The sequence below is a fragment of the Streptomyces sp. NPDC033216 genome, assembly GCF_055577115.1.
On the sequence record NZ_JBVIQK010000018.1, the window covers coordinates 94,423 to 106,807 of the forward strand.

Here is a 12,385-nt window from a genome sequence, read left to right on the forward strand (position 1 = left end):
TGGGCTGCGCCGAGGTCACTGGCCGAGTTTCCTTCGCCGGCGACCGTCTCCGCCTTCTCCTCGTCCCCGTGCGCATGCCGGGCCGCGTCGGCGGGCCCGTTCGGCGGCCGGCCGCACCATCCGCCGGAGAGGTGCGGGCGACCGCCCCTGCGGAATCCGCCGCATCCGTCACCGGCGGAAAGCGACCGGCCGCCCGCCGGTCACTTGGCCAGGAAGGCGAGCAGGGCGTCGGTGACCTCCTGGGCGTGGGTCCACAGCAGGCCGTGCGGGGCGCCCTCGACGACGACGTACTCGGCCTGCGGGAGCGCCCGACGGAACGGCTCGGCGGTGGCCTCGATCGGCAGGATGCGGTCGGCGGTGCCGTGCAGGATCAGCGTGGGTACGTCGATCTTGGGGAGGTCCGCGCGGAAGTCGGTGGTCCAGGTCGACACGCAGGCCAGGGACGCGTACCAGGAGGCACCGGCGGCCACGTTCCAGCTGTTGCGGACGGCCTCCTCGCTGATGCGGGTGCCGAGGTTCTCGTCCAGGTTGTAGAAGTCCTGGTAGAAGGCGGTGAAGTAGGCGTATCGGTCGGCGCTGACGGCCTGCTTGATGCCCTCGAAGAGGCCGCCGTCCACGCCTTCGGGGTTGTCGTCGGTCCTGAGCAGGAAGGGCTCCAGGGAGGCGAGGAAGGCGGCCTTGGCGATACGGACGGAGCCGTAGGTGCCCAGGTAGCGGCCGACTTCGCCGGTGCCCATCGAGAAGCCCACGAGGACGGCTTCGTCCAGGTCCAGGGTCTCCAGGACGGTGTTCAGGTCCGCGGCGAAGGTGTCGTAGTCGTAGCCGGTGGTGGGCTGGCTGGACCGGCCGAAGCCGCGCCGGTCGTAGGTGATGACGCGGTAGCCGGCCTGGAGCAGGGCGGCGGACTGCTTCTCCCAGGAGTGTCCGTCGAGCGGGTAGCCGTGGATGAGCACGACCGGCTGCCCGGTGCCGTGGTCCTCGTAGTAGAGGTCGATGGAGGCGGAGTTCTCCTGGCCGACGGTGATGAACGGCATGGTGGTTGCTGCCTTTCGTGGGTAGGCGTCTGGTGGTGACAGTGGTGGGTGACGGTCACGTCACGGGTCATGTGAGAGGGCGGGGCGGGAACGGAAGTGAGGCGGGCTGCCGGTCGCACTGGTCAGCGAACCGTCCGGGCCGCCCTCTCCACGACGCGGGCAACGGCGTCGGGGCGTGAGACGGACACCGCGTGTGACGCGTCGATCTCGGTCGTGTGCGCGTGCGCCCGGAGCGACATGAAGCGCTGGGCGGCCACGGGGATGTTCCGGTCCTCGGTGGTGACCAGCGACCAGGAGGGGATCGTCTTCCAGGCGGCCCGCGTGGACTTCTCCTCCAGCGCGGCGCCGGCGATCGGACGCTGCCCGATGGCCATGAGGAGCGCCTTGTCCGCCGGCACGTCCGCGGCGAACTGCTGGTGGAGCCAGTCCGGCTCGACGGCGCCGCAGAGAAGACCTGCACGCGACACGGTCGCGACGACTGAACGGCTTCGACCCTCATGTCGCTGCGCGAGGGGGGAGGTTGGGCCGCCTACGGCGCCTGCCCGCAGGTCGGGACTACTCGAACCGGAAGCTGGTCAACTCGTCGTTGTGGAACGGCAGAGCGGAGGTCGAACCGCCGGGCCCGTAGCACCCCATGGGGTAGCCGTAGTTCTCGTGCCGGTACATGCAGACGGTGCGGTTGGTCCGGTTCCAGACCGAGGTCGTGCGGTCGTTCATGTGACTACCCACATTGGGCGTGCTGGTGGCACTCGAGAGGAAGCGGCCGTCGTAGGCGTTGTGCTGCCAGATGCAGAAGTGCCCGGAAGGGCACTGGCTGTAGTGGGCCTGTGCCGTCGGGGCGTCGACCACCACCAGGGCGCCGGCCAGCACTGCCCCGGAGAGCAGGGCGCGGCGAAGTCGTGAACCGGTCACAGATGTTCCTCTTCATGGTCAGACACCGGCGGGAGCGCCGGACATTTGGCGGAGAACAGCACTTCTCCGGAACGCCGAGGCGGGACGTCCGTCGCGAAGGACGCGTGCCGTGACTTCCGGATGGACGCCCGCTTCCCAGGGACGCCCGGGACGACACGCAGTGGTTCGCCCCGCGGCCCAGCTCCTCGTGCGGCGGGCTGCCCACGGGGTTGTCGGGGCCGGGTACCCCGATGCACGCGCCGTTCCGGACGGGTGGGATCAGCGGATCTGGAGGATGTACAGCGTCGCGTTGAGCCCTTCGACATCCACGATGCTCGACCACTTGGACATGGTCTTCACCTGGTTGCCCAGCATGATTTCGATGTTGTTGTTGCCGGAGGTGATCCTCGAGACGCCGGGCAGCTGGGGGGCGATGACACCCGCGTTGGCGAAGCACGCCGTCTGGCCGCCGTTGTACCAGACCTTGACGAAATCCGTCCGGTCGCCGCAGCCGGTCTGATTGGTCGCGGCAGCCGGGAGGGCGGGCACAAGAGCCGTCATGGCTCCCGCCGCCGCGACGAGGGCGATCCGCGAGATGGAGCGCTTCATTGGTGGAGCTTTCCTTCCGTGGTGGTGCGGTGCCGCGGAGCAGCACCGCTGACCGCCCCCTGGCTGTTCGCACAGAGGACAGCCGGACGGTTGATGAGGTGAACGGGTGGGCGATTCGGTCGTGGCCGACCGTCGCGTGTCGGGGCACGCATGCGCCGGGACGAAGAGATGTCGTCTGGCACCGTCGGCCGGACGCCTGCGCGTCCGGTCGGTTCAACGTGGCACGACGGTCTCCGGTTCACCGTGCCATCGACTTTTCTCCCCTACTTCGGACGCTGCCCGGCCTTCGACACGGGAACACTTGGTACGCGGAAGGTGGACGATGGCGTCCTCACCGCTCGGCAGCGCGTTGGTGGCGCCGCCGAGCGGGAAGCCGGGCGTCGGCGATCTGGCGCTCGTGCTCCTCCCGCGCCTCCAGCCGGAACCCCGCGGTGCCCCGCGCAGCAGCTGGTCGCGTCGCTCACGAGCTTCGGCGAGGTCCCGGTCGGCCGCGCGGCTCCGTCGGCCTGCCGCGGGTCGGCCGCGGCGACGGCTGCTACGTACTCCGCCGCGGCCTTCTCCGGATGTCCGCCCTGGGCGCGATGGATGTTCCCCCTGTGGGGTGGCGCCGTACGCGGCCTTGGTATCGGCCCGTGCCGGTGGTCCTCCTGCTCGGCCTGCTCGTGGTCGTCCTCGGTATCGGCCGTGGCCTGCTCGCGCCGAGACGCCGCGACAAGGGCGACCGCAAGACGTGGCGGCCCGGCGCGACAAGAAGACGACAAGGTTTGGCCAAGGCGCTCCGAAGAGTGTGGGTCCACTCCCCCGCCCGTGCGGGAGACACGCCACCGAACACCTGAACAGGATCGAGCGCCAGCCATGAACGGGACCTTGGAGGCGGGGATCGCGACCCTCGCTCCAGTCCGGGCGCATGCCCGGCACATCGCATCGGACGCCGACTGCGACGCCTTCATCGAAGACATCTACGAGCAGTACGGACCCCTGCTCGTCCGGTACGCCGCGCGGCTGCTGGACGGTGACTGGCACAAGGCGGAGGACATCCTCCAGGAGACGGCGGCCCGTGCCTGGAAGCACGCCCGGCTCCTGGAAACCCGCGGCGAACGCATCCGGCCGTGGCTGTACACCGTGGTCAGGAACCTGGTCATCGACCACCACCGGGCCCGGCAGATCCGGCCGTCGGAGCTGATGCCGGGCGAGGAGCTGGAGGCGACCCGGGACGACACGGACTCCACGCTCACCTCCCATGTGGTGCTGGAAACGCTGCGGGAGCTGAACGAGCAGCAGCAGACCGTCATCCAGCTCATGTACTACCTGGAGTGCAGCGTGGCCCAGGCGGCCGAGTACCTCGGCATCCCGCCCGGCACCGTCAAGAGCCGCGCCTTCTACGCCATGCGGGCCCTGCGCAAGGCGCTGGAGGAGCGGGGCGTACTCGGCGGATAGCCGGGCCACGCCGGTCCGCTTCCGGGAAACCGTCCACGGTGTGGAACTGTCGCGGGTGACCAGGCTCCCTCCGTCGGCTGACGGCGACGCTCAGGGAAACCTGTCGGCATGGATACGTTCACAGCCCGACAGGACGGCGCGCGGGCGTGGTGGTCCGCCGCCATCGGCGAATCGCAGGAGGGGCGCACGGAGGCACGGATCACGGTCGCGTGTCGGCAAGGTGGTGTGTGCTTTCCGGTGCTCCCGGCTCGGTAACCGACCGGTAATCGCCCGCGAATCCGCACCCGCGCGAAGACCGTCGCGCGATTACCGGACGACACCCGGCGCGTGGCTAGAGTCGGGCCGACCGTGCTGTCCTCCGACCCTGCGAGGTTCACGAGCGATGCCCTATCCGAAAGCCGGAGCCGACGGCGTGCCCGCCAAGCCTCATTTCCCCGCAATGGAGACCGAGGTTCTCCGTTACTGGGAACGCAACGGCATCTTCCACGAAAGCGTCGCCGCCAGAGAAGGCTCGGGCGAGCGCGAGTTCGTCTTCTTCGACGGCCCGCCCTTCGCCAACGGCCTCCCGCACTACGGACATCTTCTGGCGGGCTACGCCAAGGACGTGGTGCCGCGCTACCGCACCATGCGCGGGCAGCGCGTCGAGCGGCGTTTCGGCTGGACCTCGCACGGGCTGCCCGCCGAACTCGACGCCGAGAAGCAGTTGGGCGTCACCTCGAAGTCCGATATCGAGCGCATGGGGGTCGAGCAGTTCAACGACGTGTGCCGTACGACGGTGATGCGGTACACCGGTGAATGGCGCGACTACGTCAGCCGGCAGGCGCGTTGGGTCGATTTCGACGACTCCGTGAAGACCCACGACCTGGAGTACATGGAAAGCGTCATGTGGGCGTTCAAGGCTCTCTGGGACAAGGGGCTGCTTTATCAGGGACATTCGGTTTCCTGGTACTGCACGCACTGCGAGACCCCCTTGGCCAACGCCGAGAGCAGTGGCCGCATCGACGGCAGCGACACCCACCGCGACGTGGCGGGCACCACCGCGGTCGTGGGTGTGCTGCTGGAGAGCGGTGAACAGCTGCTGGTCGAGTCGGACACGCCCTGGTCGCTGCCGTCCGCCACCGCGGTCGCCGTGCATCCCGACGCCGAGTACGTGGTGGTCGAGGCCGACGGCGAGGCGGTGGGCGCGGCCGACCGCCGCCGGCTGATGCTGGCGGCGGAGCGGCTGGACGCCCACCCGGCTCTCGCCGGACACCGGGTTCTCGCCCGGTACCGCGGAGCGGAGCTGGCGGGCCGCAGGTACGCCCCGCTCTTCGACATCGACGCGCGGCACCTGAGCCCCACCTCCGCACAAGCGCACATCGTGCTGGCGGAGCGCCACGTGGACCGCGGTTCGGGCACGGGGGCCGTCGCCGTGACGCCGTGCTTCGACGAGCGGGACCACGCCGTCGCCGAGGCCGCGGACGTCGCCCGGCTGTACCTGGCCGACAGTGCCGGCACATACACCGACGCCGTGCCGCCGTGCGCGGGCACCCCGGCGCTCGAGGCCACCGACACCGTACTGGCCGTGCTGGAGGCGAACGGCGCCCTGCTGGTCCGGCGGCCCCACGTCCTTCCCCGGCCGCACTGCTGGCGCTGCGGGAACCCGTTGCTCCAGCACGCCATCGCCTCCTGGTTCGTCGCCGTGACACGTCTGCGGGAGCGGATGCTGGAGCTCAACGACCGCATCTCCTGGGCGCCGGAGCACATAGGCGAGGGCCAGTTCGGCAACTGGCTGCGGGACGCCCGCGACTGGAACATCTCCCGCAACCGCTACTGGGGCGCCCCCATACCCGTCTGGGTCTCGGACGATCCGGCCTTCCCCCGCGTCGACGTGTACGGGTCTTTGGACGAACTGGAGCGCGACTTCGGCGTACGGCCCAGTGACCTGCACCGTCCGTACATCGACGAGCTGACCCGCCCGAACCCGGACGATCCGACCGGCAGGGCGCAGATGCGCCGCGTGCCCGAGGTACTGGACTGCTGGTTCGAAACCGGCTCCCTGCCCTTCGCGCAGCTGCACTACCCGTTCGAGAACGCCGAGCGGTTCGAGCGGCACTCCCCCGGCGACTTCGTGGTGGAGTACTACGCCCAGACCCGCGGCTGGTTCTACAACATGCACGTGTTGTCCACGGCGCTGTTCGACCGGCCCGCCTTCACCCACTGCACCGTCCTCGGCGTGGTGCTCGGCCACGACGGACAGGCCATGTCGAAGGCGCGTGGCAACTACCTCGACGTCAACGTCGTCTTCGAACGCGACGGCTCCGACGCCATGCGCTGGTTCCTCATGAGTTCCCCGCTGCTGCGCGCCCGCGACCTGGAGGTGACCGAGGCCGGCAGCAGGGAGGCGCTGCGCAACGTACTGCTGCCGCTGTGGAACACCTGGCACTTCCTCACGCTGTACGCGGACGGCGCCGAGGGCCGCACCCGCACGGACGTGCGGCACCCCCTGGACCGCTACCTGCTGGCCCGTACCCGCGAGCTGGTCACCGAAGTGACCGTGGCCATGGACGCCTACGACCTGTCGGGCGCCTGTTCCTCGCTGCGCGAGCACCTCGACATGCTCAGCAACTGGTACGTCCGCTGCTCACGCGACCGCTTCGCCGCGGGCGACCGCATGGCGGTGGACAGCCTGCACACCGCGCTCGAGGTGCTGTGCCGCCTGCTCGCACCGCTGCTGCCACTGATCACGGAGCAGGTGTGGCGGGGTCTGACGGGCGGGCGGTCGGTACACCTGGCCGACTGGCCGGTACCGGAGGAACTGCCTGAGGACCGGGAGCTGGTCGGGGTGATCGAGCGCGTGCGCCAGGTGACATCGGCGGCGCTCGGCCGGCGCCGCTCCGGCGGGCTGCGGCTGCGACAGCCGCTGGCCCGGCTGGTGGTGGCCGCCGAGGACGCCGCGCGACTGGAACCGTACGCCGGTCTCCTGCGTGATCAGGTCAACGTCAAGGAGGTCGTGTTCACCACCGACGTCGCCGCGCACGGCCGGCGGCGGCTGACCGTCGTCCCCCGGCGCTGCGGGCCCCGGCTGGGAGGCGCCGTCCAGCGGGTGATCCGTGCGGCGGCGCGCGGCGAGTGGAGCAGGAACGACGCCGGGAACGTCGTGGTGGCCGGGATCGAGCTGTTCGAGGGCGAGTTCGAGGAGCGGCTCGTCGCCGACGGATCGGGTTCCGTCGCCGCCCTGCCCGGCGGCTCGGGGCTGATCGTGCTCGACACCGACGTCAGCGACGCCCTGGCGGCGGAGGGCGCGGCGCGCGACCTGGTGCGTGTCGTGCAGCAGGCCCGACGCGCGGCCGGACTGCTGGTCACCGACCGCGTCGAGCTGACCGTCGACGTGCCCGAGGCGACCGCCGTCCGGCTGGGGCCCTACGAGGGTCTGCTGACCGCGGAGACCCTCGCCGAGCGAGTGGCCTACGCCTCCGTGCCCGACGGCGGATTCGACGGCCTCGTCGGCGAGGGAACGCCGGTCCGGGTCCGCGTCACCAGGGTCTGAGACCGGCTCGCCGCGCGTGCGGTCACCGCACCGCACCCGCGGCGCCGCCCGCGCGCAGCACGCAGTATCCGCCACGCGAACCACAGGAAAGGACCATGCCATGACGCGCCTCGACGCGCTAGTGAGCGCCCAGGCCGCCCGTAGCCCGGGGGCGGACGCCATCGTGTTCGGCGACGAACGGCTGACGTACGAGAGGCTGGAGCAGCGCTCCAACCAGGTGGCACATGCCCTGCGGGCGGACGGTCTGCGGCCGGACGACCGGGTGTGCCTGCTCGTGCCGAAGGGGCCCGACGCGATCGTGTACCTGCTCGGTGTGCTCAAGGCGGGCGGCGTCTGCGTTCCGCTGGACACGGCGTCCCCGCCCGAGCGTCTGCTGTCGATCCTGCGCCGGACGGCACCGTGCCGGCTCCTGGCGGACGACCGACGTGCGTCCCTGGCACGTTCGTTCGCCGCGGCGGCGCCCGACGCGGTGGCCGGGGTGTTCCTGCCCGAGGACGAGTCCGCCGGACTCGCCGCGGCCCCGGTGACCGCGCCGGAGCCGTCGCCCGGTGCGTCCGGAGTCGCCTATCTGCTGTTCACCTCGGGCTCATCGGGCGAGCCCAAGGGCGTCCCCCTCACCCACGAGGCCATCGCCCACTTCGTGAACTGGGCGAACGACCGCTTCGGCCTCGGTCCCGACGACCGCGTCTCGTGCCACCTCCAGTTGCACTTCGACGGTTCCCTGTGGGATGTGTACGGGCCCCTGACCTGCGGGGCCGAGCTCCACCTCGTACCACCCGAGGCGAGCCTGCTGCCCACCACCCTGGCCGAGTTCATCCGTACGTCGCGGCTGACGCAGTGGCTGTCGGTGCCGTCCGTGCTCATCGCGCTGGCACGGCACGACGTGCTGGCACAGGACGACTTCCCGGAACTGCGGCGGGTGTTGTGGGGCGGTGAGGTCTTCCCGCCCCAGGACGTGGCGTACTGGATGACCCGTCTGCCCCACGTGGAGTTCACGGGCTTCTACGGCACCACGGAAACCACCATCGCGAGTTCCTTCCACACGCTGGCGGGCCTGCCGGGGGACGGTCCGCTGCCGGTGGGGCGGCCCATTCCGGGAGAGTGGGTGGAGGTCGTCGACGAGGAGTTGCGGCCGGTCCCCGACGGTGAGCCCGGAGAATTCGTGATCGGCGGCGCCGGGGTCGGTCCCGGTTACTGGCGCGATCCCGGACGCACCGCGCGTTCCTTCGTGGAGTTGCCTCCCGGGTCGGGGCGGCGGGCCTACCGCACGGGTGATCTGGGCAGCCGGGACCCGGACGGGCTCCTGCACTTCCGGGGCCGTGCCGACCGGCAGGTCAAGGTGAACGGGTACCGGGTGGAGCTGGACGAGGTGATGACCCAGCTGCTCGCCCTGCCGGAGATCTCCGCCGGTGCGGTGGTCGCCGTGCAGGCGGCGGCGGGCGAGGCGTTGATCTGCGCGGCCTATCAGGCTGCCGATGGCGCGGAGCCGACCTCGGCGCAGCTCCGTACCGAACTCGCCCGGAGAGTGCCCGCGTACATGCTGCCGGCGCGCTGGCTCTGCCTGCCGACCATGCCTGTCAACGCCAACGGCAAGGTCGACATGGAGGCACTGCGGCGGCACTTCGCGGAGGCTGAGGCGGCACATGCCCGGTGAAACGGTCGAGCGCAGCAGATTCTCGTTCTCCGGGTACACCGCTCGGGACCGGGCGGACATCGCCCGGTTCCAGGAGTCGTTGTGGGGCGGCGGCACGAGCGGCAACCTCGCCTATCTGGACTGGAAGTACCGCACCAATCCCCACCTCGACGGCCGCTACGTCGTCCTGGCCCGCGAGGACGGTGAACTCGTCGGGATGGTCGGCGTGTTCGGATCCTGCTGGGAGGTGGCGGGTGAGCGGTTCACGCTGCCGTGCCTGACCGACACCGTGGTCGCCCCCCGGTACCAGGGGACTCCGCTGTTCATGAGGCTGCTGGACGAGGTGCGGGACCGGCTGGCCGCCGACGGCGTGCCCTGGCTCCTGGACTTCGGTGACCAGGGCGCCGGCCCGGCGATGCTGATGAACGGCTGGCAGTCCGTCGGACCGTGGGCGCAGGCGGTGGTTCGGCGGCCGCGGCCGGTCGTCACCGACCGCCCCTGGCACACCCTTCCCCCCGTGCGCGGCAGCCGGTCCGGTCTCACCGTGCGTCCGCGGGCCGCGGTGGACGCGGCGGCGATGTCGGGCCTGGCGACGCGGCTGCCCGCGACGGACGGTGCGCGGATCCGCCTGGTCCGCGAACCCGCCTACTTCCGGTGGCGCGCGGCCAATCCGCTCGCGCGGTACTTCCATCTGGTGGCGGGGGACGGATCGACCGACGGTTACCTCATCGGACACCGCGCCGGTGTCGACACCGAAGACGGCCGTACCCCCACCACGATCGTGGACTGTGAGGCGGTCTCTGACGAGGTGTTCGCGGACCTGGTGGCGACCGCGCTGGACCGGCTCCCCGGAGCGGAGGTGCTCATGTGGGTGCGGGACCTGCCCCCGACGAGGGTCGCGGTGCTGCGCGACCTGGGGGCCCGGCTGGACGCGCCGGCCGGCCGGTTCACGCAGGACATGTATCTGCCCAACCTGATGATCCGGGCGACCGGCGCCGCGTCACCGGACGCGCTCACGGAGCTGCACCGACCGGAGTTTTGGGACCTGCGCGGCGTGTCCGGCCGCGCCTGGCGGTGAGGCCCGGCTCCAGCCGGCGCCGGCGCGCCCGTCAGGGACGACGATGGACCTTGCGGCGCCGGGGGACCGAGGTCTCCCGGCGCTCAGGGCTGTCCGGGCTGGTGGCCTCCCGGCCGGCCTGACCGCGCGGTCCCTGTACGGCGAACCAAGGGCTGCTCGCCCCCGGCGGAGTCCCGTCGACTCTCCAGGGGCGAGCACGCGTGGGGTCATCCGGGGGTGGGTCAGCCGGCGTGGTCCGGCCGCAGCTCGAACAGCAGGCCGCCCGGCGGACGGTCGAACTCCTGGACGGCCTCGCACACCCAGCCGGACGCGGCGAAGGCACGGTGCCAGTCGGAGCGGGTGGGGAGGGTGACCCCCATGAGGGCGTGGGCGAGTTCGAAGCCCAGGGTGAAGATCGGGGTGTCGGCCCCCGGTGCTTCCTCACTGCGCACCACGTCACACAGCAGGAACCGTTCGACGTCGGGGAAGACCTCGCGGATCCTGCGCAGCACCCTGACGCACTTGTCGTAGGGCCAGAAGTCATGCCCCATGAAGACGCAGGTCACGACGTCGATGCCGGTGAACTCGGCCAGTTCGGGGAGGTCATGGACGTCGCCCGGGTGGACGGAGATGCGGTCGGCGAGGCCGGCGTCCGCGACGGACGCCGCCGACAGGGTGACCGCCGCGGGGGCGATGTCCACGCCCACGCCGCGGGTGCCGGGGTGGTTGCGGGCGATGCGGATGAGCCGCTGGCCGGAGCCGCAGCCCAGGTCGCAGACGGCGCGCGCCGGACGGTCGGCGAAGATCTTGTCGAACTGCAACTCGACCTGGACGTCGCCGATGAGCTTGGAGCTCACCGCCACCGCCCGCATGTCCCGGTGGTAGAAGTCGCCGTGCCGGTTGCGTTCCAGCGCGATGTGCGGGGCCCGGCTCATCAGCTCGCCGTTGCCGGCGGAGATCCAGTTGAAGTACCCGCGGTCGAGGTAGGCCGCCTCGAAACCCGGTCCCGGGCGGGCGGCGTCGTCGGCGAGTTCGACGACGCCCGCCCATGCCAGCGGCAGCATGAGGGCGCGGACCAGGCCGGGTGCGATGCGGTCGTCGCCCTCGCTCCGGTGGTCGAAGCGGCACTCGCCGTGCTCCTTGAGCTGGTCCAGCAGTCCCAGTTCCACGGCGGCCGACAGGGCGGACACCGCCACCGAGGAGCAGTACAGGGCGTCGGTACTGGGGATGTGCGCGGGTCGCTGGGCAGTGGTCATCGTTTGTCCCTTCGTCGGACTACTCGGTGGTGATCCGGGGCGTGAGGCGGGTCGGCGCTCACGTGGTCCGGGGCTTGACGGCTCGGTGGAGGGTGCGGCAGGGCGTACTCGTAAGGGAGCACGAGCCGGACTCGCAGTTGCGGTAGGAGTCCTCGAAGTCGTGGGGGGCCGGGACCAGGCCGGCGGCGGTCAGCGCTGCCTCCACCTGGGCGGTGTCGTATTCCCAGCTCCGCAGGGTCTGGTCGACCCGCAGGCTTTCGGGCCCCGTTCCGGCGACGCCGGAGACGCGCAGCATTCCGGTCCTGGCGTCGTCGTCCCACACCCCTCGCTTGACGACGACCGCTCCTGGCTCGTCCGTCAGAGTGAGGTTGTTCCAGTGGCGGAAGTGGGAGGCGGTGAACAGGTCGAAGACGAACTCGCCCCCGTCGAGGAGCGCGTCGTGCACCGCGGTGAAGCACGCGGTCAGCTCGTCGACGGACTCGAGGTGGTTGAGGGCGCCGTCCAGGCTGACGCAGGCCGCCGACCGCTGTGGGAGCCGGAAGCTCCGGGCGTCCGCCTCCAGGAGGGTCACCGCACCGCTGTCGATGGCGGGGGCGAGCCTCTTGCGGGCCAGGTCCAGCATGGCGGCGGAGCCGTCCACCCCGGTGACCCGCCAGCCGTCCTCGTGGAGGACGGAAGCGGTGACACCGGTACCGCAGCACAGGTCGATGACCGAGCGGTCCGCGAACCGCCGCCGGTCGAGGTGGTCGGCGAGCCGGGGCGAGAAGGTGTGGGTCCACCCCGTGTACCGGTGGTCGAAGAAGGAGGCGAACCCGTCGGAGTAGTAGTAGCTCCCCATGACGGCCCTTTCCTGATGTGACGTTGATGTGACGTGCTTACGTGCCCGTGGCACGGGTGACGCGGCGTACGTGGTGGCCGGTGGCCGCGCCGGTTCCCAGG

At 70.9% G+C, this 12,385-nt stretch carries 10 protein-coding genes and 1 pseudogene; 5 read left to right on the top strand and 6 right to left on the bottom strand.

Translation table 11 applies throughout. The annotated features are described in order from the left end of the window. Window positions 1-200: 200 nt before the first annotated feature. The 4 genes and pseudogenes from ACZ5Y0_RS27490 to ACZ5Y0_RS27505 all read right to left on the bottom strand — a co-directional run bounded on the left by ACZ5Y0_RS27490 (window position 201) and on the right by ACZ5Y0_RS27505 (window position 2,534). Window positions 201-1,034 (bottom strand): alpha/beta fold hydrolase, encoded by an 834-nt coding sequence (locus tag ACZ5Y0_RS27490; RefSeq protein ID WP_469131361.1) that lies wholly within the window; start codon window positions 1,032-1,034, stop codon window positions 201-203. Window positions 1,035-1,156: 122 nt separating this feature from the next. Then, window positions 1,157-1,471, bottom strand: a pseudogene (locus ACZ5Y0_RS27495) (alpha/beta hydrolase); the annotation flags it as partial. 118 nt (window positions 1,472-1,589) lie between these two features. Continuing rightward, a complete protein-coding gene (locus ACZ5Y0_RS27500; RefSeq protein WP_469131362.1) occupies window positions 1,590-1,946 on the bottom strand; it encodes a peptidase inhibitor family I36 protein in 357 nt (118 codons plus the stop codon). A gap of 258 nt (window positions 1,947-2,204) precedes the next feature. Beyond that, window positions 2,205-2,534 (bottom strand): beta/gamma crystallin domain-containing protein, encoded by a 330-nt coding sequence (locus ACZ5Y0_RS27505; protein WP_469131363.1) that lies wholly within the window; start codon window positions 2,532-2,534, stop codon window positions 2,205-2,207. 632 nt (window positions 2,535-3,166) lie between these two features. On the opposite strand from ACZ5Y0_RS27505, the gene ACZ5Y0_RS27510 reads away from it, so the two are divergent. From ACZ5Y0_RS27510 to ACZ5Y0_RS27530, 5 genes are all read left to right on the top strand, one after another. Further along, window positions 3,167-3,370 (top strand): hypothetical protein, encoded by a 204-nt coding sequence (locus tag ACZ5Y0_RS27510; protein WP_469131364.1) that lies wholly within the window; start codon window positions 3,167-3,169, stop codon window positions 3,368-3,370. A 19-nt stretch (window positions 3,371-3,389) separates the two neighbouring features. After that, entirely contained in the window at window positions 3,390-3,971 is a 582-nt protein-coding gene (locus ACZ5Y0_RS27515; protein WP_469131365.1) for a sigma-70 family RNA polymerase sigma factor, read from the top strand. Window positions 3,972-4,353: 382 nt separating this feature from the next. Continuing rightward, a complete protein-coding gene (ileS, locus tag ACZ5Y0_RS27520) occupies window positions 4,354-7,500 on the top strand; it encodes an isoleucine--tRNA ligase (RefSeq protein ID WP_469131366.1) in 3,147 nt (1,048 codons plus the stop codon). Between the two features lie 100 nt (window positions 7,501-7,600). Next, window positions 7,601-9,154, top strand: coding sequence for an amino acid adenylation domain-containing protein (locus ACZ5Y0_RS27525; protein ID WP_469131367.1), 1,554 nt, complete (start codon window positions 7,601-7,603; stop codon window positions 9,152-9,154). Then, window positions 9,144-10,211 (top strand): GNAT family N-acetyltransferase, encoded by a 1,068-nt coding sequence (locus ACZ5Y0_RS27530; RefSeq protein WP_469131368.1) that lies wholly within the window; start codon window positions 9,144-9,146, stop codon window positions 10,209-10,211. Before ACZ5Y0_RS27525 ends, ACZ5Y0_RS27530 begins: the two co-directional genes overlap by 11 nt. A gap of 221 nt (window positions 10,212-10,432) precedes the next feature. Here the strand turns inward: ACZ5Y0_RS27530 and ACZ5Y0_RS27535 are convergent, their stop codons facing one another. Together ACZ5Y0_RS27535 and ACZ5Y0_RS27540 are read right to left on the bottom strand one after the other, a co-directional pair. After that, complete coding sequence (locus tag ACZ5Y0_RS27535) at window positions 10,433-11,446, bottom strand: class I SAM-dependent methyltransferase (RefSeq protein WP_469131369.1); 1,014 nt, start codon at window positions 11,444-11,446, stop codon at window positions 10,433-10,435. Between the two features lie 58 nt (window positions 11,447-11,504). Next, window positions 11,505-12,284: a class I SAM-dependent DNA methyltransferase gene (locus ACZ5Y0_RS27540; protein ID WP_469131370.1), complete on the bottom strand. Its 780-nt coding sequence runs from the start codon at window positions 12,282-12,284 to the stop codon at window positions 11,505-11,507. Window positions 12,285-12,385: the final 101 nt, after the last annotated feature.

Bases quoted from the DNA above. Each gene is read 5' to 3' on its own strand.
- ACZ5Y0_RS27530 (WP_469131368.1), top strand. From the start codon at position 9,144: ATGCCCGGTGAAACGGTCGAGCGCAGCAGATTCTCGTTCTCCGGGTAC.
- ACZ5Y0_RS27490 (WP_469131361.1), bottom strand. From the start codon at position 1,034: ATGCCGTTCATCACCGTCGGCCAGGAGAACTCCGCCTCCATCGACCTC.
- ACZ5Y0_RS27540 (WP_469131370.1), bottom strand. From the start codon at position 12,284: ATGGGGAGCTACTACTACTCCGACGGGTTCGCCTCCTTCTTCGACCAC.
- ACZ5Y0_RS27505 (WP_469131363.1), bottom strand. From the start codon at position 2,534: ATGAAGCGCTCCATCTCGCGGATCGCCCTCGTCGCGGCGGCGGGAGCC.
- ileS (WP_469131366.1), top strand. From the start codon at position 4,354: ATGCCCTATCCGAAAGCCGGAGCCGACGGCGTGCCCGCCAAGCCTCAT.
- ACZ5Y0_RS27515 (WP_469131365.1), top strand. From the start codon at position 3,390: ATGAACGGGACCTTGGAGGCGGGGATCGCGACCCTCGCTCCAGTCCGG.
- ACZ5Y0_RS27535 (WP_469131369.1), bottom strand. From the start codon at position 11,446: ATGACCACTGCCCAGCGACCCGCGCACATCCCCAGTACCGACGCCCTG.
- ACZ5Y0_RS27525 (WP_469131367.1), top strand. From the start codon at position 7,601: ATGACGCGCCTCGACGCGCTAGTGAGCGCCCAGGCCGCCCGTAGCCCG.